At 43.8% G+C, this 22199-nt stretch carries 22 protein-coding genes and 1 other annotated feature; of the genes, 5 read left to right on the top strand and 17 right to left on the bottom strand.

Annotated features, from left to right (window positions below; translation table 11 throughout):
• Nucleotides 1–5: 5 nt before the first annotated feature.
• Entirely contained in the window at nt 6–323 is a 318-nt protein-coding gene (locus tag AC4PHB_RS01120) for a nitrous oxide-stimulated promoter family protein (RefSeq protein ID WP_492136847.1), read from the top strand.
• Between the two features lie 4 nt (nt 324–327).
• Here the strand turns inward: AC4PHB_RS01120 and AC4PHB_RS01115 are convergent, their stop codons facing one another.
• The 5 genes from AC4PHB_RS01115 to AC4PHB_RS01095 form a co-directional block, all read right to left on the bottom strand.
• Nucleotides 328–1503 (bottom strand): AI-2E family transporter, encoded by a 1176-nt coding sequence (locus AC4PHB_RS01115; protein WP_492136846.1) that lies wholly within the window; start codon nt 1501–1503, stop codon nt 328–330.
• Nucleotides 1500–2480 carry a 1-aminocyclopropane-1-carboxylate deaminase/D-cysteine desulfhydrase gene (locus tag AC4PHB_RS01110; RefSeq protein WP_492136845.1) on the bottom strand — a complete coding sequence of 327 codons (981 nt, stop codon included), beginning with the start codon at nt 2478–2480 and terminating at the stop codon, nt 1500–1502. Before AC4PHB_RS01110 ends, AC4PHB_RS01115 begins: the two co-directional genes overlap by 4 nt.
• Nucleotides 2481–2496: 16 nt before the next feature.
• The gene (gene lepB / locus AC4PHB_RS01105; RefSeq protein WP_492136844.1) at nt 2497–3111 is read right to left on the bottom strand and encodes a signal peptidase I; all 615 of its coding nucleotides are present in this window, start codon (nt 3109–3111) and stop codon (nt 2497–2499) included.
• A gap of 164 nt (nt 3112–3275) precedes the next feature.
• Complete coding sequence (locus AC4PHB_RS01100) at nt 3276–3875, bottom strand: histidine phosphatase family protein (protein WP_492136843.1); 600 nt, start codon at nt 3873–3875, stop codon at nt 3276–3278.
• A 12-nt stretch (nt 3876–3887) separates the two neighbouring features.
• Nucleotides 3888–4394 carry a GNAT family N-acetyltransferase gene (locus AC4PHB_RS01095; protein ID WP_492136842.1) on the bottom strand — a complete coding sequence of 169 codons (507 nt, stop codon included), beginning with the start codon at nt 4392–4394 and terminating at the stop codon, nt 3888–3890.
• A gap of 126 nt (nt 4395–4520) precedes the next feature.
• Between AC4PHB_RS01095 and AC4PHB_RS01090 the strand changes: the two genes are divergently transcribed.
• Both AC4PHB_RS01090 and AC4PHB_RS01085 read left to right on the top strand, forming a co-directional pair.
• Entirely contained in the window at nt 4521–4862 is a 342-nt protein-coding gene (locus AC4PHB_RS01090) for a 4a-hydroxytetrahydrobiopterin dehydratase (RefSeq protein ID WP_492136841.1), read from the top strand.
• 35 nt (nt 4863–4897) lie between these two features.
• Nucleotides 4898–5407 (top strand): SOUL family heme-binding protein, encoded by a 510-nt coding sequence (locus AC4PHB_RS01085; RefSeq protein ID WP_492136840.1) that lies wholly within the window; start codon nt 4898–4900, stop codon nt 5405–5407.
• Between the two features lie 322 nt (nt 5408–5729).
• On the opposite strand, the gene guaA (AC4PHB_RS01080) is transcribed toward AC4PHB_RS01085, so the two are convergent.
• On the bottom strand, nt 5730–7019 hold the full coding sequence (gene guaA, locus AC4PHB_RS01080; protein WP_492136839.1) for a glutamine-hydrolyzing GMP synthase: 1290 nt from the start codon (nt 7017–7019) through the stop codon (nt 5730–5732).
• A gap of 236 nt (nt 7020–7255) precedes the next feature.
• Here guaA (AC4PHB_RS01080) and AC4PHB_RS01075 point away from each other — a divergent pair, with 236 nt between their 5' ends.
• Nucleotides 7256–8797 (top strand): histidine kinase N-terminal 7TM domain-containing diguanylate cyclase, encoded by a 1542-nt coding sequence (locus AC4PHB_RS01075; protein WP_492136838.1) that lies wholly within the window; start codon nt 7256–7258, stop codon nt 8795–8797.
• 34 nt (nt 8798–8831) lie between these two features.
• Here the strand turns inward: AC4PHB_RS01075 and guaA (AC4PHB_RS01070) are convergent, their stop codons facing one another.
• From guaA (AC4PHB_RS01070) to AC4PHB_RS01035, 8 genes are all read right to left on the bottom strand, one after another.
• Nucleotides 8832–10370 carry a glutamine-hydrolyzing GMP synthase gene (guaA, locus tag AC4PHB_RS01070; protein ID WP_492137731.1) on the bottom strand — a complete coding sequence of 513 codons (1539 nt, stop codon included), beginning with the start codon at nt 10368–10370 and terminating at the stop codon, nt 8832–8834.
• On the bottom strand, nt 10370–11560 hold the full coding sequence (locus AC4PHB_RS01065; RefSeq protein ID WP_492136837.1) for a class I SAM-dependent methyltransferase: 1191 nt from the start codon (nt 11558–11560) through the stop codon (nt 10370–10372). Before AC4PHB_RS01065 ends, guaA (AC4PHB_RS01070) begins: the two co-directional genes overlap by 1 nt.
• A complete protein-coding gene (locus AC4PHB_RS01060) occupies nt 11542–12291 on the bottom strand; it encodes an NAD-dependent protein deacylase (RefSeq protein WP_492136836.1) in 750 nt (249 codons plus the stop codon). The genes AC4PHB_RS01065 and AC4PHB_RS01060 overlap by 19 nt, the downstream gene beginning before the upstream one ends.
• A complete protein-coding gene (locus AC4PHB_RS01055; RefSeq protein ID WP_492136835.1) occupies nt 12291–12629 on the bottom strand; it encodes a DUF6054 family protein in 339 nt (112 codons plus the stop codon). The genes AC4PHB_RS01060 and AC4PHB_RS01055 overlap by 1 nt, the downstream gene beginning before the upstream one ends.
• Nucleotides 12622–12999 carry a YbaN family protein gene (locus AC4PHB_RS01050; RefSeq protein ID WP_492136834.1) on the bottom strand — a complete coding sequence of 126 codons (378 nt, stop codon included), beginning with the start codon at nt 12997–12999 and terminating at the stop codon, nt 12622–12624. Before AC4PHB_RS01050 ends, AC4PHB_RS01055 begins: the two co-directional genes overlap by 8 nt.
• 12 nt (nt 13000–13011) lie before the next feature.
• Nucleotides 13012–13302 carry a barstar family protein gene (locus AC4PHB_RS01045; RefSeq protein WP_492136833.1) on the bottom strand — a complete coding sequence of 97 codons (291 nt, stop codon included), beginning with the start codon at nt 13300–13302 and terminating at the stop codon, nt 13012–13014.
• Between the two features lie 11 nt (nt 13303–13313).
• Nucleotides 13314–13835 carry a ribonuclease domain-containing protein gene (locus AC4PHB_RS01040; RefSeq protein ID WP_492136832.1) on the bottom strand — a complete coding sequence of 174 codons (522 nt, stop codon included), beginning with the start codon at nt 13833–13835 and terminating at the stop codon, nt 13314–13316.
• Nucleotides 13836–13903: 68 nt separating this feature from the next.
• On the bottom strand, nt 13904–15232 hold the full coding sequence (locus tag AC4PHB_RS01035; protein WP_492136831.1) for a metallophosphoesterase: 1329 nt from the start codon (nt 15230–15232) through the stop codon (nt 13904–13906).
• A 104-nt stretch (nt 15233–15336) separates the two neighbouring features.
• Between AC4PHB_RS01035 and sfsA the strand changes: the two genes are divergently transcribed.
• Nucleotides 15337–16020 (top strand): DNA/RNA nuclease SfsA, encoded by a 684-nt coding sequence (sfsA, locus tag AC4PHB_RS01030; protein WP_492136830.1) that lies wholly within the window; start codon nt 15337–15339, stop codon nt 16018–16020.
• Between the two features lie 28 nt (nt 16021–16048).
• On the opposite strand, the gene ileS is transcribed toward sfsA, so the two are convergent.
• The 3 genes from ileS to AC4PHB_RS01015 all read right to left on the bottom strand — a co-directional run bounded on the left by ileS (nt 16049) and on the right by AC4PHB_RS01015 (nt 22058).
• On the bottom strand, nt 16049–19150 hold the full coding sequence (gene ileS / locus AC4PHB_RS01025) for an isoleucine--tRNA ligase (protein WP_492136829.1): 3102 nt from the start codon (nt 19148–19150) through the stop codon (nt 16049–16051).
• 43 nt (nt 19151–19193) lie between these two features.
• Nucleotides 19194–19402: a binding site (T-box leader), on the bottom strand.
• A gap of 39 nt (nt 19403–19441) precedes the next feature.
• Nucleotides 19442–20749: an NAD(P)H-dependent oxidoreductase gene (locus AC4PHB_RS01020; protein WP_492136828.1), complete on the bottom strand. Its 1308-nt coding sequence runs from the start codon at nt 20747–20749 to the stop codon at nt 19442–19444.
• Nucleotides 20750–20828: 79 nt separating this feature from the next.
• Complete coding sequence (locus AC4PHB_RS01015; protein WP_492136827.1) at nt 20829–22058, bottom strand: BaiN/RdsA family NAD(P)/FAD-dependent oxidoreductase; 1230 nt, start codon at nt 22056–22058, stop codon at nt 20829–20831.
• Nucleotides 22059–22199: the final 141 nt, after the last annotated feature.

Genomic DNA, 22199 nt, shown 5'->3' with positions numbered 1-22199 from the left:
AGATCATGTTGCCCACCCGTGAGAATGAACAGAAAAAGCTTAAGGAAAAAGAGATCGTCAGACGTATGATCTCCATTTACTGCAGAGGTAACGGTCATACCAAGAACGATTTATGTGATTCCTGCAGGACACTTGAGGAATATTCTCTAAAAAGGATCGAAAGCTGTCCCCATACAGATACTAAGACCTTTTGCTCAGCATGTAAGACCCACTGCTTTGCTCCTGTGGAAAGGGAAAAAATTCGGACCGTCATGAGATACTCCGGACCGAGAATACTCTTCTACCATCCAGTAATGCTTATTAAGCACCTTATCAAGGGCTGATCTGTCAGCTCTTATCTACAGAATAGCTCTCCGTTTCTATTGGCAACCCTTTTACGGCAAGCCTTCTTTCCACATTGTCCTTGACTATGGAATAAATAAATACAAACAGCGGAACTCCGAGCACAAGACCAATAAAACCGAGGAGTTTCCCTGCAACCAGAAGGGAAAACAATATCCAAAAAGCTGATATCCCAAGAGATTCACCAAGTATCTTTGGCCCCAGGAAATTACCGTCAAATTGCTGGATCAAAAGGATCTGCACCAGGAACCAAATTGCCTTTACAGGCGAGGCGGTCAGTATGATGAAGAATGAGGGGACCATGCCGATAAATGGACCAAAAAACGGTATGATATTTGTTACTCCTACAATGAAGGAAACCAGGACAGGATAGGGCATTTTGAAAAACACCATGAACCCGTAGTTTATAAGGGCAATTATGGCTGAATCAAGTATCTTGCCTCCCAGGAACCTTCCGAATATACGGTCGGCACGTCTGGTCAGCTCTATGATTCTGTTAGCTCTTGTATCAGAAAACAAACCATAGGTCATCTTTCTTGAAAGAGCTTTGAATCGCTCCTTGTCTGATAAAAGGTAAATCGATACAATAACCCCCAATACGATATTCCATACACTTGAAAGGATAACTGCAACTATTCCTCCAAGTACAGGGAGAAGCCCTGTCAGAAATCCCATCAAATTGTTCAGGAATTCGTTCCAGTATCCTACTACAAGGTCTAAGTATTCCTGCCTTATATTTATCCCCTCGACAAAGTCTACCACCCATCCCGTAATATTATCGAAGTTGGCTGTAATATCGTTTACTACCTTTATAATCGAAGCTATGATCTGAGGAAATATTATCGAAACGAAAAAGTAAAGAGATACAGAGATCATTGCATAGGTAATGGTAAGACTTAAAGGCCTAATCACCTTCAGCTTCGTCTTTTTCGGAAGGACGGGCTTAAGTAAATATCTCTCAACTGCCTCCATAACAAAATTCACAAGATAAGCCATTGAGGCTCCAATGAAAATAGGCTGCATACTCTTCATGAAGCCATGTACTGTTCCCTTGAAAGCTCCATAGTTTGAAGCTATCAAATAAAAGGCAATGCTTAGTGCAATTACCACGAAGCTGTATATAGCTATTGTAATGTACTTTACATTCCTTTCAACCTTCATATAAGGCTCCTTGCCTCCTCAGTCCAGCCAAAAAGTCCGCCGGTATGGATGAAGAGTATGTTTTTGTAGTTCCTGAGATTACCCTTTTTAAGCTCAGAATAAAGTCCATACATCGCCTTCCCGGTGTAAACTGGGTCCAGAATGATACCCTCCACCATGGAGAGGTGCCTTATAAAGTCAATTTCTTCCTTCCGGCTAATTGCATATCCAAGACCCGGATATCCATCTATTATTTTCATATACTCAGGCTTTAATCTAGACTTTACTCCTGTCATGTCCCCGATTTCACCCAAAAGATCCTTTACTATCTCCTTAAATCCCTCTGCCGTTCCTGCAATGTTAAATCCAATTATATCCTTATTGTTACTATTCATCTCGTTTCCATAAAGAAGTCCGGAGTAGGTTCCTCCAGAGCCGACTGCTGCAACTATAGCATCAAACTCCATACCCATGTCCTTCTCCTGCTGAAGTATCTCATTGAATGCATTTATATAGCCGAAGGATCCGATCCCGTTTGATGCACCCTCAGGAAGAATGTATGCCTTATGACCATCTTCTGCAAGCTTGCCAGCTTCCTCCTTCATGATATCTCCTCTTGATGATGAATATTCCTCGGGAGTTATGAATCGGATGCTTGCTCCAAGCATTTTATCGAGAAAGAGGTTCCCTTCAGCAACCTGGCGTTCAGTACCCCTTAAAACCAGTCTTGAGCCTAAACCCAGTCTTGCCGCAGCTGCAGCAGTAGCCCTTGCATGATTTGACTGTAATCCTCCGCAGGTTATAAGGTAGTCGCAGCCAGAATCCATGGCCTCTTTAACAGCGAATTCAAGCTTCCTGACCTTGTTTCCTGATATTTCGGACCCGGTCTGGTCATCTCTTTTGATCCAAAGATCGACACCAAGCTCTTCGCTGATCCTGTCGAGGCGATCGATCCTGGTAGGTAAATTGGCAAGCTTGATTTTCTGCGGCATCTTCATACTATCTCTCCTCCTATTATTGTACTGCCCCTGCCTTATCTAAAGGAAAGAACCTGTATACAACCTTTCCTTTAAGCTGGCTAAAGGGTATAAAACCAAGATTTCTGCTGTCAAGGCTATTTCCTCTGTTGTCACCCATTACAAAAACATTACCCTCAGGAACGACGTCCTCCTCCATGCCCAGCGCCACAGTGTAAGTTTCACCTTTGACATAATCCTCTGATAAGGCTTCACCGTTTATATAGACCTTACCATCAGCTATCAGAATCCTGTCCCCGGGGATCCCTATGACCCTTTTTATCAGGATATTTTTTTCAGCAGGTCTGCCTAATCTGTAGTTGATGCTGTTGGCTATTTCCTCCAGCTCATTTACCATATTGACAAAAATCCCGCTCTTTATAGAATTTTTGTTAAGGATAACTACGTCTCCTCTTTCAGGATTTGACAAAATATAGCCCAGCTTATATACGAAGACCCTGTCATTCTCCTGAAAGGTTGGCTCCATCGACTGCTCCTTTACCTGAGTAACAGTAGCGATATTCGATACTATAAAAAGAGCTACAAATATGGCAACAGCTAATGAAATAAACCAATCCGCCAATTCACTGCCCCTTCCTTTTTTTCCCTTCAAATATATCATCCCTTTTCCTTATTTCTTCATCGCTTCCTGAAAAATCCAAAAATGAAAACTATCATTATAAGAGAAAACAATCCAAGCATTATAAATGGCAGTATATTCATAAGCATACTCCCCTCAGCCTTATCATCATGATCCCCACAGTTTAGCTTCCGTACCTACAGATGATCAGCATCCGCAGTTCTTATCACCCTATAACCTTTTTCAGTAAGCTCAAGCTCTGTCAGTGAAGTCCCTAAAAATACAGGGGTTTTTGCAAACCCGCTCATCCCCTGACCGCTAATTATTGTCATAAGAGCACGGATGGTCACGCCATGGGTGACTACCAGAACGGTTTCCTCACCGCAGGACCCTATATGCTCCAGAGCTTTGGCTGCTCTATCAAAAAGCTGCTCTATGCTCTCGCCGCCCACTGAGATATACTTGTCCGGTTCAGTTTTATAAGTATTGTATTCCAGAGGATATTTATCCTCTATCTCTGAGATGGTCATGCCCTCCCAGATTCCGAAATTGAGCTCCCTAAGATTGCTCAAAACCTCAATAGGAATGCTCCTATCATTTTTAATGATCTCAGCAGTTGTCAGTGCTCTTCTTTGATCGCTTGTAAATATCTTATCCAGACTTATGCCCTGAAGCCTTTTTGCCAGTCTTCTCGCGCTTCTCAGTCCATTATCAGTAAGCGGTGAATCCTTCCAGCCCTGGAGCCGCTTTTCGACATTCCACACGGTTTCACCGTGTCTTACAAGATATATCCTCAATGAAGAACCTCCCTAAAACTCGCTGGCAAGCTTGGTAAGTGCGTCACCCGTGACTCTGTAAACTGTCCATTCATCCATAGGTATCGCACCGATGCTCTTATAGAAGTCGATCGACGGAGTATTCCAGTCAAGACACCACCATTCAAATCTTCCACAGCCTCTGTCAAGAGCAAGCTTCGCAAGATAAGAAAGCAACAGCTTCCCAATACCTTTTCCCCTTACCTCAGGTCTTACATAGAGGTCCTCCAAGTATAGACCCGGCCTGCCAAGGAAGGTAGAAAAATTGTGGAAAAACAAGGCGAATCCCACTGGTTCCCCATCCAACTCAGCTATTACTACCTCTGCAGCCCTTCTCTCAAATATTGTTTCCATCAGGATCTCTTCAGTTGCAACAACCTCGCTTAGAAGCTTCTCGTAATCTGCAAGCTCCTTTATGAATCTCAATACCAAACCTACATCCTTTTTTTCAGCAAGTCTGATACTAACTCCTTCGATTCTGGTTACGATTGACTCTCCCATATTATGCCCCCCTTAATATCATTGTATTAATTATATCACAAACTGCTGTGACTAGGTAAACAATAAGGGCTGGCCGCTTATATTTGGGTATAAATATATACGAAGTACATGAAAGGAGGAATCGATATGTCAGACCTTAGGGATAGGAAGTGTACCCCCTGTGAGGTAGGAGCGATCCCAATGCTGCCATTCGAGGTCGAGGAAAACCTTAGAAAGCTACACAAGGATTGGGAAAGCAAGGACGACAAGCATATAGAGAGAAAATTTACATTTAAGGACTTCAGTGGTGCCATGGAATTTGCAAACAAGATTGCGATGCTTGCAGAAGAGGAAGGCCATCATCCAACGCTTACAATTTCTTGGGGGATGGTCAGAGTCAAGCTATATACGAGCAAAATTGGCGGACTCCATGAAAATGATTTTATTCTTGCTTCAAAAATCGACAATATAGCAGAAAAAGGTAACTAAGAAAGCTTTAAAACATGCTAAAAAGGAGCTTCATTATGGGAAGATATGAAACGCCTGACTACTCGGTGGTATTAAGCGAGGACAGCTTTGAAATACGAGAGTACAGTGAATTCAACGTAGTAGAATACGACAATGATTCCGACCCTTATATTTCCAGAGGCTTCGGGACTCTGTTCAGCTACATCTCGGACAATAACAAGCAGAATCAAAAGATATCAATGACAGTACCTGTAATTGAGGAAATAAAACAGGATAAGATGAAGATGGCATTTGTAGTCTCCAAAAAGCTTAAGGATAATATCCCTGAGCCTAATGACGACAATCTAAAAATACGGAAGTTTGACTCAGGGGTCTTCGCTGTTGTCAAGTACAGCGGGTTCTCCAACAGGGACAAGGAGTCAAAGATGATCCAAAGGCTTGAAGAATGGTATACCGGTAAGGGATATTCAAGGATTTCCAATTATATGCTAGCTTTTTTCAATCCGCCCTTTACACCTCCCATGTTTCGAAGGAATGAGATAATGGTAAGGGTAGAAAAACAGTAACAAAAAAATCGGCAAGTAAAGCTCTTGCCGATTTTTTGTTTTGTCAAGTCCTACTCTCGCCGTAGGTTGCGGACTTCTTCTTCCTTTTAGTCAGCATAAGTCTCTCCAACCCTGACAGGGGTAGTACCAACGGCTCAATTTCGCCGCTTTGCGACTTATTTTGCCGGGTCCTACTCCCATTCGCGGTAGATCATGGAATCAAGCTTCGCTTATAAGCTTGCTTTCATCTCCTGATCCTCGCTGAAGGCCTACCATCAGCTCTGGATCCTATGATGATCCAATCGCTGTGGTAGACGTAAAAATATGACCTTTAGTCCAATTTTTACTCCCATTCGATAGTCCCAACCGGTTTTGGAGTGAGATCATAAAGAACTCTATTTACTCCCTTAACCTCATGGGTGATCCTGTGGGTTATTATCTCAAGTACGTCATAGGGTACTCGTTCAACCGTTGCAGTCATGGCGTCAACTGTATTTACGGCACGGATAACCACCGGCCATTCAAAGCTGCGCTTGTGATCTCTAACTCCAACCGACTTTACCTCTGGAACAAGCGTAAAGTATTGCCAAACCTTTCCCTCCAGACCAGCCATTGCAAACTCTTCCCTGAGTATTGCATCTGACTCCCTAACTGCTTCAAGTCTCTCTCTAGTTATAGCTCCGATACACCTTACTCCAAGACCAGGCCCCGGGAAGGGCTGTCTGAACACCATTGATCTTGGAAGTCCAAGAGCAAGGCCGCATTCTCTTACCTCATCCTTAAAAAGCATCTTAAGCGGCTCAACCAGCTCAAACTCAAGATCCTCCGGCAGTCCGCCTACATTATGATGGCTCTTCACTGCCTTCACTGTTTTTGTGCCGGATTCTATGATATCGGGATATATAGTGCCCTGGGCAAGGAACTTAACATCCTCCAGCTTTCTGGCTTCATCCTCAAACACCCTTATAAATTCAGAGCCTATGATCAAGCGCTTATCCTCAGGATCTGCGACCCCCTCAAGCTTATCCAGGAATCGATCCACAGCGTCAACATAGACAAGATTCGCTCCCATTTCTTCTCTGAATACTCTTATTACCTCCTCAGGCTCGCCCTTTCTGAGCAGTCCATGGTTTACATGAACACAGGTAAGTTGCTTTCCTATGGCCTTAATAAGGAGAGCTGCAACTACAGAGGAATCAACTCCTCCTGAAAGTGCCAACAGCACCTTACCATCTCCAACCTGCTCACGGATTAGTGTTACCTGCTCAGTTATAAAGTTCTCCATATTCCAGTTTGGCTCTGCCTTACATTTATCAAAGACGAATTCCTTCATCCTTTGGATCCTAAGGCCATCTTCCTTCGGCCAAGGTAAATTCCCATCAAAGTCGACTGAAAGTACAGGCATGCCAGCTTCCATAAGAGCTTCTGACGGTTTTATTTCAACTCCGTCTACTACTCTATTCTCGCCACCGTTGAGAATTATTCCTTTTACATTCGTGATTTTTGACAGTTCATCTGTAGAAATATCATGGGGATGGATTTCCGTATAAACACCAAGCTCACGTATTTCCCTGGCTATGTAGGTGTTTCTGGTACTACCAAGATCGATCACAAGTATTTTATCCTGTTTCATAGTCTACCTCCTCGATTAATGGACATATTGTAACACAACTACTTAAAACAATACAGAGGATAAATGTTAAATTTAGATACATTTTAATTTTTGTGTTGAGTATCAGAGATATGCCGTGTTAATATATTAAAGAAAAGATTAAGTCTAAAGAAAACCTCTGATTTCAATGGCTAAAAGCTGAAAACATTTTATATTGATATGAATACAAATAGATTCCATAATTTGAGGAGCTAGGAATGGTAAGAAATATCTTAAGTATTTATCTGTTCTCGAGTGTAATTTTTCTATCGATAATGTTTGTCTATTCTTATTCAAGGGGAAAATCCGCCTTTGCAAAGGCATTCGGTTTTCTTGCTCTGACCCTTGACATTTACCTTCTAGGCTATCTTCTGGAGGTAAATACGGATACCATTGAATCCATGATGTTTTGGAATCAAATACAGTACTTTGGAATTCCATTCTTCCCGGGATTCTGGCTTATGGTGAGCCTTCTTTACACCGGTCGAATCAAACATTTTTGGAGTAAGACTAGTATAATTGTCTTTATTATCCCGGTTATAACATTCTTTATGAGACTGACAAATGACCTTCACCACTTATTCTACTCCACAGTCGGAGTAAATGTATTGGGTGATATTACTTTCCTGGTTTTGGGCAAGGGACCCTGGTATTATGTTCAAATGCTGTACTCCCTGGTCGTCCTTATCCTCTGCACAGCTTTCTATTATCAAAAGCTAATTAAAACCACCAACCAGGAAAGAAAGCAATTTGAGCTTCTTTTCATAGCCTCGATCATTCCCTACGCAGCTCTTATACTCATTACCTTTGATCCGGCGAAACTGGGGATCGACTATACCGCAATAGTACTGCCGCCTTGCATTCTGCTCATCAACTATGCACTTTCCCGTTACAATTTCTTAGGACTGATGCAGCTCGCCAGAGAAAGAGTATTTGAGGAAAGCCATGAGGGCTTGATACTTATGGACAGACATTATGTAATAAGGGATTTCAATGCTTCCAGCATATTATACTTTTCTCTTTTTGGAGTGAAGCTTAAAAATGAGGATCTAGGTCTCATTTTGAAAGACCATGAAGAAATTCTTCACAGCATCTACTCTAGGAAGCCCTGCGTACACACAATAATATCAGATGATGAGCAATATTATATTGAATTTTCAACAAAGGATATAGGTAGAAAGGACGAACTGGCCGGTATACTTCTTACCATTGAGGACGTGACCACAAGTGAAAAGCTGGAGCTGCAGCTGAGAGAATTAGCTCAAACCGACGAGCTGACCGGGCTGAATAACCGCAGGTATTTTATGGAGGAGACTAGCAAAATACTTAACCATGCGTTAAGATACGATGAGAAATTAACTATGCTGATGATGGATATCGACCATTTCAAGGTAATAAACGATACATATGGGCATGCCTGCGGGGATCTTGTTCTTAGTACGCTTGCAAAGCTCATTAGGGCAACCTATCGTTCAACTGACATTGTTGGCCGTTTTGGTGGCGAGGAATTTGTTGTTGCCATGGTCAATACGTCTGCTGAAGAAGCATACGCCAGAGCAGAATCATTACGGACCAATATTGAAGACCTGAGGATCAGGTGCCAGGATAATGATATCCGAGTAACCATAAGCATTGGTATAGCTGAGCTAAATAGGGAACGTTTTGAAAAATTGGATGAGCTTTTAAATTGCGCGGACAGCGCAATGTATCAAGCGAAGGAGCGCGGTAGAAATCAGACTGTTATATACACTGCTCATTGAGTGGGAATAAAAAAAGGACTCTCAAGTCCTTTTTTTATTCCCACTCAATAGTTGCTGGGGGTTTATTTGTTATATCGTATACTACTCTGTTTATGTGTCTTACTTCGTTTACGATCCTGCTTGAGATGTGTCCCAGAATCGACCAGGGTATCTGTGCAAATTCTGCTGTCATGAAATCGATGGTAGTTACAGCTCTCAACGCCAAGGTAAAGTCGTAGGTCCTTCCATCTCCCATTACGCCGACGCTTTTTGTATTTGTCAGAACAGCAAAATACTGATTGATGTCTGTATCGAGAGCTGCCGCCGCAATTTCTTCCCTGAATATTGCATCAGCTGCCTGGAGTATTTTAACCTTCTCCTCTGTTACCTCTCCAATTATTCTTACAGCTAGTCCCGGTCCCGGGAATGGCTGCCTGAAGACCAGCTCCTTAGGTAGTCCAAGCTCTAATCCAACCTTACGTACCTCATCCTTGAAAAGATCCCTTAATGGCTCTATGATCTCCTTAAAGTCAACGTAATCGGGAAGCCCTCCAACGTTGTGATGGCTCTTTATAACTGCTGAATCTCCCAGACCGCTTTCGATGACATCAGGATAAATAGTGCCCTGTACTAGGAAGTCAACTGAACCGATCTTCTTTGCTTCCTCCTCGAATACACGGATGAATTCTTCTCCAATTATTTTTCTTTTGGTTTCAGGGTCTGTAGCTCCTGCGAGCTTGTCGTAGAATCTCTGCTGTGCATTGACTCTTATAAAGTTCAGGTCGTAATCCTTGGAGAATATCTCCTCAACCTGATCCCCTTCATCCTTACGCATCAAACCATGATCGACGAATATGCAGGTCAGCTGCTTTCCGATGGCCTTGCCAATAAGTACAGCTGCAACCGAGGAGTCGACCCCTCCGGAAAGTGCGCAAAGCACCTTTTTATCTCCTATTTTCTCCTGGAGCTTCTTTATTGACTCTCCTACAAACTCATCCATTCTCCAGTCGCCCTTGCATCCGACAACATTAAATACGAAGTTTGAAATTATCTTGTTGCCTTCCTCAGAATGAAGAACCTCAGGGTGGAACTGTACTCCATAAAGCTTCATTGGTTCGTTCTCGAAGGCTGCCGTGGGGCATGTCCCGGTAACTGCCGTAGCCTTGAAATGCTCAGGCATTTTCTGAACGTAGTCAGTATGGCTCATCCAGCAGGTCGATTCCTTTTTGACTCCAGTCATAAGCTTGGACTCAGGATCTATGACCTCCAGCCTGACCTTTCCGTATTCTCTTGCAGAAGCAGCCTCAACATTGCCTCCCAGTACATAGGACATGAGCTGGGCACCGTAGCAAATCCCAAGGATAGGTATCCCAGACTCCAGAAGCTCTCTGCTTACTGAAGGCGCTCCCTTTTCATAAACACTATTGGGACCCCCAGTAAATATTATTCCCTTCGGCTCCATGGCCTTTAACTTCTCTAGGCCTATGGTATAAGGATGGACCTCACAGTACACATTCATTTCCCTTACTCTTCTGGCAATCAGCTGATTATACTGACCTCCAAAATCGAGGACTATGATCGTTTCTCTCTCCATCAAAACCTTTCCTCCCCCTGTACTTTGAAATAATCTCCCATGTAATTCTCAATAAACAATTCCTCAAGACCCCAAGAACTCTTCAACTTCCTGTATTCAAGGACAGCCTCTGGCCTGTAAGCTTCATGCGTCTTTACGGCTCTGATCATGATGTTTTTTGGAGTATGCTCCATATCTACAAACTCCAATATCTGAACCTGGTAGCCTAATATTTCAAGTATACTCCCCCTGATACTGTCTGTCACCAGAGAACTTAATCTTTCTTTTATTATCCCATGCTTGAGCATTCCGTTTAGCTCTTCATTTTTTATCTTCGAAAAAAGCTCATGCTGACAACAAGGTACACTCATAATGACCCTTGCACCCCATTGTGCTGCCTTTGCCAAAGCTATGTCTGTAGCGATGTCGCAGGCATGTAATGTGACAACCATATCGATCTCTGATCCAGGCACATAGTCCGCAATATCTCCACATATAAACTCAAGATTTCCATAGTCCAGCTTTTCGGCGGTATCGTTGCAAAAGTCTATTACATCCTTCTTAAGGTCCATTCCTACGATATTTATATCCAATCCCCTGACTGATGACAGGTAGTGATAAAGTGCAAAGGTCAGATAGCTTTTCCCGCAACCGAAATCCACTATTTTGATCGTCCTGTTACCCTTCAGTGTATCCACGGTATCCTCGACAAGCTCTAGAAATCTGTTGATCTGTCTGAATTTATCATATTTTTTCTTGTACACGGCACCCTCGGGTGACATTACCCCAAGATGTACAAGATAGTCAACCGGCTCGCCATCCTGCAGGATATAGTTCTTTTTTCTGTCGTGGGTTAGCTCTACCAAATGTTTTTTAGAGGAAACCTCCCTTATCCTGGCAGCACCCTTTTTGCTAACCAGAACCTGATACTCCCCTTCAGCAGTCTTAAAATCTCCCTGCTTGAAATCCAGCAGCAAAAGCTGCATAATAAGCTCTGATGCATCACCAGGATCCAGGTTTTCATGGGTCACCTTGTTTTGGAAGTGTCTCTCAAATTGATACTTTGTCATACCCTTCTGATCAAAGGGCTTGATGGTTACTTTCAGGGGACCATCCTCCGACTTCCTTTTTCTGTTGCTTATAATTGCTTTGGACAGGCTCCCCTTTATAAAAAGCCTGTCCATCAGATCTCTCAACCCATTGTCTTCCATCCTTGAATCAACTCCTCCATTACTGTGCCAATAGGCTCTCTAAGAACAAAATCTGCTTTTCTGTCATAGCTGGTCTCGGTCTTATTTATCAAAACCAGGCAATCTCCCCTGTAGTAGTCCACCAAGCCTGCGGCCGGGTACACATTTAGAGATGTACCACCTATTATCAGTATCTCAGCCTTGCTGATATAATCAATGGCTTTGTCGAATACCTCCATATCTAGGCCTTCCTCATAGAGCACCACATCCGGCCTTACAACTCCGCCGCATTTCGAGCACCTGGGAACACCCTCAGACCCGAGAATATGCTCCAGACTGTAGGTTTCACCGCAGCTTACACAGTAATTTCTATGGATCGATCCGTGAAGCTCAAGCACGTTTCTTGATCCTGCCAGCTGATGGAGCCCATCGATATTCTGTGTTATGACAGCCTTGAGCTTTCCCATTTCCTCAAGCTTTGCAAGGGCTATGTGTGCCTTATTGGGAAGTGCATCCCTATAAATCAGATTGCTCTTATAAAAGCTGAAGAACTCTGCGGTATAGCTCCTGAAAAAGCTGTGGCTAAGCATCTGCTCGGGAGTGAAGCCTTTGTTTGACTGAGAGCTGTACAAGCCTTTGGCTGAGCGAAAGTCAGGTATCCCACTTTCTGTGGAAACTCCTGCCCCACCAAGAAAGACGATATTACTGCTATCACATATTCTTTTTTTCATGGTATTCAACTGGTCCATCATTATCTACTTTCTCCTATGATGTAGTCCTTGAGAGACCACCTTACACTATCAACGAAGTCACTGGACGCACCCCAGTCAAAATTGAAAACCAGCCCCTGGGAGCTTCCAGTAGATACCACTCTCAAGTCCGTCACCCCTTCAAGATTGTCTAAGATGACTATCAATGCAGCCCTGTTGCTGGATCTGAAAAAATATTTCTCAAAGATCAGGGTTCCCGTCAGCTTTCCATCGCCTATATCGAGTATCTCCTCGTGTACCAGCTCAGAGTTTTGGCCCTCTTTAATGAGCTCCATTGCCTGGATCAAAGGTAAACTTACCTTAAAGCCTGTTTTACTCATGTCCATCATCCCCCTTCTCCGTTTTGATCCTGAATATGAAATAGTAGTGCTTAAAAAGATCTATGGCTGCCAGCATAACCTTGAGCCACAGCTTGTCTACTGTGAAAATGCTGAGCCATATCATTGAGGATGACAGCGTTGAGATCATAAGCTTTGTCTTAAGAGTCATGGAGCGTTTTTTCTCAAAATCCTCAAGATTATTCTTATATAGCTTTGTCGATCTGAACCACATGCTGAACCTGTCTGAGCCCTTTGCAAGGAAAAAAGACCCCAGAAGAAGCAGTGGAGTAGTTGGAAGCACAGGTACAAAGGCACCTACTGCTCCTATTGAAATCGATAAAAAACCAAGTGAAATATAAACAAACTTCATTAGACCAATCCTTTATGCAAGTTTTTGTATAGTTATGAACTCAAGATTTATATGTCTGTTGTGCTCCGACAGCTCCCTAAGCGTTGCAACTACTGCCTTGCTGTAGGTTTCCTGATCAGCCTCGTCGTGGTCCTCCCAATTGTAGATGCACAGCCTGAGGTCTTCCTTAAGATGACTCATTGCATCCCACATTGCATCGAGATTATTTCCATGGTATTCAGGAATCTGAACCTTCCTTTTCATATATGGGTTGAACGTCTCTTTTTCGTGAAATTTTTTGAAATCCAACAAAATTGTCCTCATACCCATCCTCCTCAATACAGTTGATCAAAGGATTCGTAGTGATCCTCTGTGTAAAAAATCAGTCCGTCATTTGAATAAACAATCCTTTCGCTGCCCCTGTAGCCTCCCTCGTAGTTTATGTCGCATTCATAGTAGATTCTTCCATCCTCCTCAGGCAGCAGTTTTTCCCTGTTCCCGAATCTGTCTCCGCCTATGCTCATTTTATCCGTTACGTCCCAGAGATTCCCCTTCTGAGGATCCCAGCCCAGCTTTGAAGCTTCGGATTTAGTAATGTAATTGTCTGGAAGTCTGCCATAGGTGTGTAGGAAAAGTGCTACGTCATCAGCTGAGGTATAGTATCCGGCCTCGTCAATCTCTGAGGTCTCCTCAGGAGTCTCCACAGGCTCCTCAGACTCGCCAACTTCCTCCAGCTGGGGCATTTCCACCTCTATCTTTTCCGGTTCCTCTACGGCTGTACTGCATCCCACAAATGTAGCAAGTGCTATCAATAAAATCAATAAGAGCGAAAGCTTCCCTCTGTATTTATGCATCATCTGTATTCCTCCTGATATTAGTCTCTTTACTTCTTACCCTTATGAGACCACAATGAAAACCAACTTTATTATTCTGTTCCCAGCTTGAGATTTGTGGAATCCATATCTACGCTGTGGACTATGCTGTAAACAAAATCGTATAGGTATTCTGATTTGGTCTTAATGAAAAGCTTATATATCGGTGCTTCAATAAGCTCCTCTTTTATAGGATATACTGTCCCTTCAAACTGTCTGAGATTAAGGTCCTTGACCATCTGAGCCATTTCTTCGATCTCATCCTCAGTATACATTCCAAGAAGCTCAAGCTCCTCCCTGGCTATATTATATGGTCTTCTACCAAAGGTCTCCTTTGAGTAGCTCTTGAAATCAAGCAGATTGGGATCATCCTTTTTTTGCTCTCTTGCCCAAGTTTCCACATCTACCCTCTGCTTGCTGTATTCGAATCCTCCGTCAGCACTATATTCAAGAACTCCATACTGATGAGGATACACTATAAGGGCACTGTTAACTATGTCATAGACCTTAGGATCTTTGGGGTCGTCCCTCTTTATATCCTGGATATGGATATGCCCGCTGAAGTTGATTTCTATACCAAGCTCCCTGAACAGCTCTACTGCATCCATAGTATTGCTTAAATACGTACCATTTACATCCCGCGTGCTGTGCCTCATCAAAGGATGGTGCATAACAGAGATCAGCCTGGCACCCTTTGCATTTGCCATTTCAGAACAATTTCTTATCCATTGGGCCGTTTCCTCTGTTATATAGCCGTCTCCGGTAGGCATGCTGAAGTCCCCGAAATACTTGTTTGAGTCGAGCATAAGGAGCCACAGATCCTCAGAGGGTGCCGCCAGATAGCTCAACGTTTTCTCGTCAAAGGATATCCCTTCATCGTATCCAAACCCGGAGTAAATCTCCTTAAATTCCTCGTGAGTTATATTCTCAGCTGAATACGGAGCACCCTCCTTGTAGCCGTTTGCCCAGATGCTCAATACATCATGGTTGCCCGGGATGACATAAACCTTCGTACCAAGCTTCTCGATCTCTAAAAACCTCTTGGAAAGCTCCCTGTGATTCTCAGCCTCGCCATTATAGCTAAGGTCTCCGCTTAAGATCAGTATATCCGGTTTTTGAACCTTTATATCCTCATAAAAGGAATCCATTATCTCCTCTGAGTATAGAAGTTGCTTCCCGTCCCTTGTCACTGCAAAAGACTCAAAGCCCTCGCTAAAGTCTGTAAGGTTCTTGTCAAAATAGTGTAGATCAGTTGCTATAAAAATGCTGATATCGCTGCCGGACTCGATGACAGCCTCAGAATTGTCAACGTTAAAGCCAATAAAGGCTATGACCGCAGCCAAGCCTATCATTATGATAAATGAAAATTTCCTAAGTTTCATACAGTACCTCATTTTAATTTTTTGCTCATCATTTTATCTCATCGGTTGTCCGTGGATATAAATAGTGATAAGCTTAAGGATATTGTAGCACATGGAGGGCTGTTATGGATTATCAAAAGGTCGTTGAAGGTATATTTATAGAAAGACCAAATAGATTTATCGCAAGGATAATGCTTCCGGAGGGAGAAGCTATCGCTCATGTAAAAAATACGGGAAGGTGCAGGGAGCTCCTGATACCTGGTGCAAGGGTATATCTTGAGGACCATGGAGAAAATACGACTCGTAAGACAAGGTACTCACTTATTTCCGTCTGGAAGGGAGACATGCTAATAAACATGGATTCTCAGGTGCCAAATGCCGTCGCAGCTGAAGCTCTGAAAAAAGGCCTGATCACAGAGCTTCCAAGGGCAGACCTGATAAAAAGAGAGAAGACTTTTGGTGATTCCAGGTTCGACATATATTATGAAGGCGGAGGGCAGAAGGGCTTTCTTGAGGTCAAGGGGGTAACACTTGAGGAGGATGGGATCGCAAGGTTTCCAGATGCCCCCACCATAAGGGGAACAAAGCACATAATGGAGCTTATCAAAGCAAAGAAGGATGGCTATGAAGCCTCCATACTATTCCTGATCCAGATGAAGGGCCCAGCAAGCTTTGAACCAAACAGAAGCATGGACCCCAGCTTCGCAGATGCGGTAGAGCTTGCAAATAACAGCGGGGTCCGGATACTTGCCTATGATTCCATAGTAACCCCGAATACAATACACATTGGAAAAAGCCTTAAAAAATAACAGCCCGCAAAAATGCGGGCTGTATCCATTAGTTTTTCTCTAGAAGCATGCCTGTTTCCAGACCGTTTAAGTCTTGCTTCTCCATATCAGCATTGTCTGATGCGATGATTTCCGTCGCCAGAGTCTCAGACTTTATAAACTCCTCGTATTCCTTCACTGCTTCTCTGATAGGCTCTTCTCCATTGAAGAATATCTTTATCGTATCAAGTATCTCGTAACCGTTAGCCTTTCTCATCTGTTGAACCTTTGAAATGAACTCTCTTGCGTAGCCCTCATCCAAAAGCTCCTTGGTAAGAGTTGTGTCCAGGATCACGAAAAGGTTGTTTTCCATGACCACGTTGAAGCCTTCCTTGGAGGATATGGTCACCTGTACAAAATCCTTCACTATCTCGGTATCTGCTCCGTCAAGGTTCATCGTTACCTTACCTTCTCTTTCAAGAAGATCAGCAAGCTCCTTGGAGTCAGCCTCAGCCAATGCCTTTCCAAAGGACTTTATCTTAGAACCCAGAGTCGGCCCGGCTTCCTTGAAGTTCGGCTTAAGTGAGTAGTTCATAAACTGTGAAAGGTCCTTTTCAAATACGACCTTTTTCACGTTAAGCTCCTCCATCATAAGAGGTACCAGGTCACTGATAAGCTCTTCATATTTGCCATCTATAACTACCTCGTTAAGCGGCTGTCTTACCTTGATCCTTACATTCTCCCTCGAAGCTCTTCCAAGAGCCACAAGGTTTCTTACAAGATCCATTTTATCCTCAAGGTTCTTGTCCATAAGCTCAGCTCTTGCCTGAGGATAGTAGTCTATGTGGACTGATTCCCCGCCGGTAAGATTTCTGTATAGCTCCTCTGAAATGAATGGAACGAACGGTGCAATTATCTTGCAAAGGTCTACCATTATCTCATAGGTGGTGTTATAAACTGACTTCTTGTCGTCGTCAAGCTGAGTTGACCAGAATCTTCTCCTGTTTCTCCTTATATACCAGTTTGAAAGGTCCTCTATGACAAACTCCTGGATCGCCCTTACCGTTCTTGTAAGCTCAAATATGTCCATATTCTCCCTTGACTCGCTTAAAAGAGTATTGAACTTGGAAAGTATCCATCTGTCTATCTCAGGTCTCTCGTCATATGGCACAAAGAACTCTCTTGGGTCTATGTCGTCAGTGTTTGCATACATTGAGAAGAAATTGTATACGTTTCTTATACTTCTGAAGAACTTGGACTCAACCTCCTTCAGACCGTCTTCATCGAACTTGGTCGGAGTCCATGGAGGTGATACATAGATCAGGTACCATCTCAACACGTCAGCTCCGTATCTGTCGAACAGATCAAATGGATCTACCGTATTTCCTCTTGATTTGGACATTTTCTTTCCTTCCTTGTCCAATACAAGGTCATTTACCAGTACATTCTTATATGGCGACTGCCCCATTACAAAGGTTGATATCGCTATAAGTGAATAGAACCAGCCTCTTGTTTGGTCGATCCCCTCGCAGATAAAGTCAGCAGGGAACAGCGTGTCAAAGTCGTCCTTGTGCTCAAATGGGTAGTGCTGCTGAGCAAATGGCATTGCACCGCTGTCGAACCAGCAGTCGATTACATCCTTCTCCCTGGTCATTACTCCATCGCAATGAGGACAATTGAAGTGGATGTCGTCAACATATGGTCTGTGAAGATCTATATCAGGGCTTACTTCCTCTATTGCCCTGTCGATAAGCTCCCGTCTTGACCCTACGCTATCGGTATGCCCGCATTTGTCGCATCTCCATATTGGGAATGGCGTACCCCAATACCTGCTTCTGGATATTGCCCAGTCATTTACGTTCTCCAGCCAGTTTCCGAATCTCTTTTCGCCAACGAAGTCCGGGAACCAGTTGACGCTGTTGTTGTTCTCAACAAGCTTGTCCTTAAGCTTGGTCATCTCTATATACCAGGACGGCTTCGCATAATAGAGAAGCGGGGTCCTGCATCTCCAGCAGTGTGGATAGTTGTGGTCCATCTTTTCCTTCTTGAACAGCTTGCCGTTCTCCTTCAGCCATGCGATTATGTGCTTGTCTGCATCCATAACGAACATATCAGCCCATGGAGTGTCGGTGAATTTTCCCTCCTCTGATACAGGGTTAATAACGGGGAGTCCGTATCTCATCCCTGTATTGTAGTCATCCTCGCCAAAGGCCGGCGCAGTGTGGACTATACCTGTTCCATCCTCAGTCGTTACATAATCTGCAACTGTAACGTAGAAGGCCTTGCCAGGCACCTTCACAAATGGTATCAGCTGCTCGTACTCAAGGTGCTCAAGTGTGCTCCCCTTCATTTCCTCAAGGATCTCATAGCCCTCACCAAGAGTCTTATCGGCAAGAACCTTGGCTAATATATAAACCTCTCCATCCTTCCTTGCTCTTACGTATGTTTCCTCAGGTGAAACAGTTACGCACACGTTTGAAGGAAGAGTCCATGGAGTAGTAGTCCAGGCAAGAAGATATTCATCCTTGTCCTTTACCTTGAACTTGACTGTGACTGTCTCAGTCTTTATCTCCTCATATCCAAGGGCAACCTCGTGGGATGCAAGTCCTGTACCGCATCTTGAGCAGTATGGAAGTATCTTGTGTCCCTCATATATATAACCTTCTTTGTAGAACTTGTCCAGTATCCACCAAACTGACTCGATATAGTCATTGTCAAGGGTTACATATGGATTATCCATGTCGATAAGGTATGCCATTCTCTCTGTCATCTCTCTCCAGAGCTTCTCATACTTCCATACCGACTCTCTGCATTTCGCATTGAATTCCTCAAGCCCGAAGTTTTCAATGTCCTGCTTACTCTCAAGGCTAAGCTGCTTTTCAACCTCGATCTCTACCGGAAGGCCGTGGGTATCCCAGCCTGCCTTTCTCTTTACCTGGTACCCCTGCATAGTCTTGTACCTGCACGTAAGATCCTTAAGAGTCCTCGCCATTACGTGATGGATCCCCGGCTTGCCGTTGGCTGTCGGAGGTCCCTCATAGAAAATGTAGGTCTTCTCGGGGTCTCTAGATTCAACTGATCTGTGCAGAAGGTCGATCTGTTTCCAATACTTGGATATGCTGTCTTCCCTTGACTTTACAGGTTCGTTTGACAACTCATTAAACCTTTTCACCCTCATCTCTCCTTTTCATAAAAATAAGTCCCTAAGTCAAAGACTTAGGGACGAAATATCGCGGTACCACCCAAATTACAGGATCATCCTGTCACTCATTATTGTCTAACGTCTACACGCGGCACCCTACTCTTTTTCAGGTACCAAGCTCCGGGGTGATCTTCACCGAGTTCGACATAACAACCTTTCACCTAGCCTGGTCGCCTCTCTGAAATGCTTAAGCTCAACTACTGTCCCCTTCACAGCCCTATATTCGATTGTACGCTTGTGTAATAATATACCCGAAGGACTCTATTTTGTCAAGTCCTCAGCCATTTCTTCCTGAATCCTCCTAAGCCTGAATATCTCTGTGGTCTGATCCAGTTCGACCATATCGTAGGTCAGGAAGTCTCCTTTCTTTACGTCCACTTTCATCCTTGCGTTACCGTTAATAAGTCCTATTGGAACAAACTTTTCTTCCTTAGCCTTTCCGTACTCTTCGATGCTTCCAAACACTGTGTATTCACCGATTCCGTCAAGAAACTCCCCTGCCTTAAGGTCCTTCTTAGCCCGTGTTATTACCTCAGCCACCGGCAGGTCTCCCTTGGGAACTATTGAGCCCTCACCGTAAATTGCAGCCTTTGCTATTGAAATCGGGGTTTCAAGGCTTGTAAGGTGGTATGGCCTGAAAAGTACGTAGTTTGGACCATCCCCCATCTTAAGGAACCTCATCTCGCTGTGTACCTGCGGCTGATCTGTGGTGATAATAGCATATACTCCTGGTGCCACGCCAAAGGCAAAATCCACGATCCCGTAGCCGTTAAGTATCCCACCTTCCTCTTTGAGGGAATATATCCCTGGAAGCTGATCCACAGTGCCCGTGGGTCCGTGACCGCCTCTGATATCAGGTATAAAACCAGATGCATTTGCCATTGCAGCCATTTCGACCATGGTATTTGTTCCATCTATAAAGGATGCAAGCCTTAGCGGTTTTAGTCCAGATGACTTTGCCCTTTCCTCCACCTGATCAGGCGTCACATAAAAGTCCAGAGGGTTATTTTTCCCCTTTCCAAGGGCAAGAACCTTAAAGCCTGAAGCCACTGCAAAATCATACAGCTCCATTGCTGCACCCGGTTCGTCTCCAGCAGAGCCAGTATAAACGACCCCTGCCTTTTTAGCAAGCTTGCTTAGATACGGTCCTGCAACAACGTCAGACTCAACATTTAGCATTACAACATGCTTTCTGTTGTCGATAGAACCAATGGCAATCCTAGCTCCTGTTTCAGGTACTCCCGTGGCATCGACTACCACATCCACAAGATTTGCCTTCAAAGCCAGCTGGTAGTCATCAGTAACTACGAACCTGTTCTTCTCCATCCCTATATTTATATCTTCAGTGCTCTTTGCAATAACTATCTGTTCTCTTCCTATTCCTGCCAGCTGGAAGGCCTTCAAGGAATCCTCCAGCTTGTGGCTCACCACCACGGAGGGCTCCATTCCCCTGACTCTGAGCAGCTGGCTTACCAAGCCCTTGCCCATCATCCCAGCACCTACAAGACATACCTTGATAGGCTTATTCTGTGCTTCCAACTCCTCCAGCTTTTTCCTTAGTCCAAGCATAGCTTCCTCCTGAAATTTCGCTTAGGACGTTATAAAAACAATCCTATTCTATAATAAACCTGTTGTAGTAGCATTTCAACTAAAATTTGATGCTTGCACTGTTCCCTGCAATATAGCCGCTTGTCCAGGCCCACTGGAGATTATATCCTCCGCAGTCGCCGTCCACATCGAGAAGCTCCCCTGCAAAGTATAAGTCTTTAACAAGCTTAGATTCCATTTTCACAGGATCGATATCCTTGGTAAGCACTCCTCCTGCAGTAGTCTGTGCCTGACCCCAGCCATTGTGACCGATTACTTCAAAGCCCCAACAGGTCAGAATATGAGCAATGCTTCTTAGTTCATCTATGGAAATATCCTTTGCAATTTTATCCTTATCCATTCTCAATTCCTTGATCACAGGGATTATCAGCCTCTTATTGACCATTCCAATAAGAAAATCCTCAAGTCTTTTTTCAGGCATCCAACCTTTTCTCTTCTCCAGATAATCCAACAGCTCCTCCTCAGACTTGTTTAGGATGATAGAAACATCAAGCTTGACTTGCCTGGATCCTTCAAGGGCTATAACGGCTTCTCTACTAAGCTGAAGGATCGGTGGACCACTTATGCCGTAGTCTGTGAAGAGAATATCCCCATAGTCCTCCTTGACCAGCACTCCATTGATAAAAAGAGATGCCTTCCCAACTACTTTTGTGCCGTTGATTTGTTTAAGCTTGTCGCTTTTTAGCTTAAGCTGAACTAGAGATGGAGTGGCAGTAGCAACCTTATGCCCAAGTGACTTGGCGATAGGATACCCATTGCCGTCTGAGCCTGAAACAGGCATAGCCATACCACCGGTTGCAAGGATCACCTTGTCAGCAGATAGGCTTTCACCCGATTTAAGATATACCTTGAATTGACCATTCTTGACTATTTTGGATACGCTGCAGTTCACCCTTACCTCTACCCCAAGCCTGTCGGCCTCATATCTTAGAACATCGAGAACCGAGGAAGCCTGAAAGGAAAGCGGATATATCTTGCCATTGTCCTCTGACGCAGGAGCAATACCAAGATGCTCAAAAAATTCAATAACAGAGTCTCTTCCAAATATTGAAAGAGCCTTTTCAATAAACGCCTTATCGGAACCGTGAAAATGAACCAATCTTACATCCTCATTGGTGTAATTGCATCTTCCATTCCCTGTGGCAAGGAGCTTCTTGCCGACACGATCATTCTTTTCTAGGATAGTAACCACTGCACCATTTCTTGCAGCAGCTATGGCTGCCATAAGCCCGGAGGCCCCACCGCCAACTATTATTATTTTGTTCTTCATTGATATCACCTGACCTGTGTTAAAAGTAAAGGACTATGATATAGATTATATTAGAGTAGCCCCATAATAGCTATGGGACTACGGAAATTTTGTCTGTTAAATTAGTCGATTATTGGAGAAAAAGGCGTTCTTGAACTAAAG

This window comes from Gudongella sp. QWL-04, from assembly GCF_058683975.1.
This window is presented reverse-complemented; position numbering and strand designations above follow the sequence as displayed.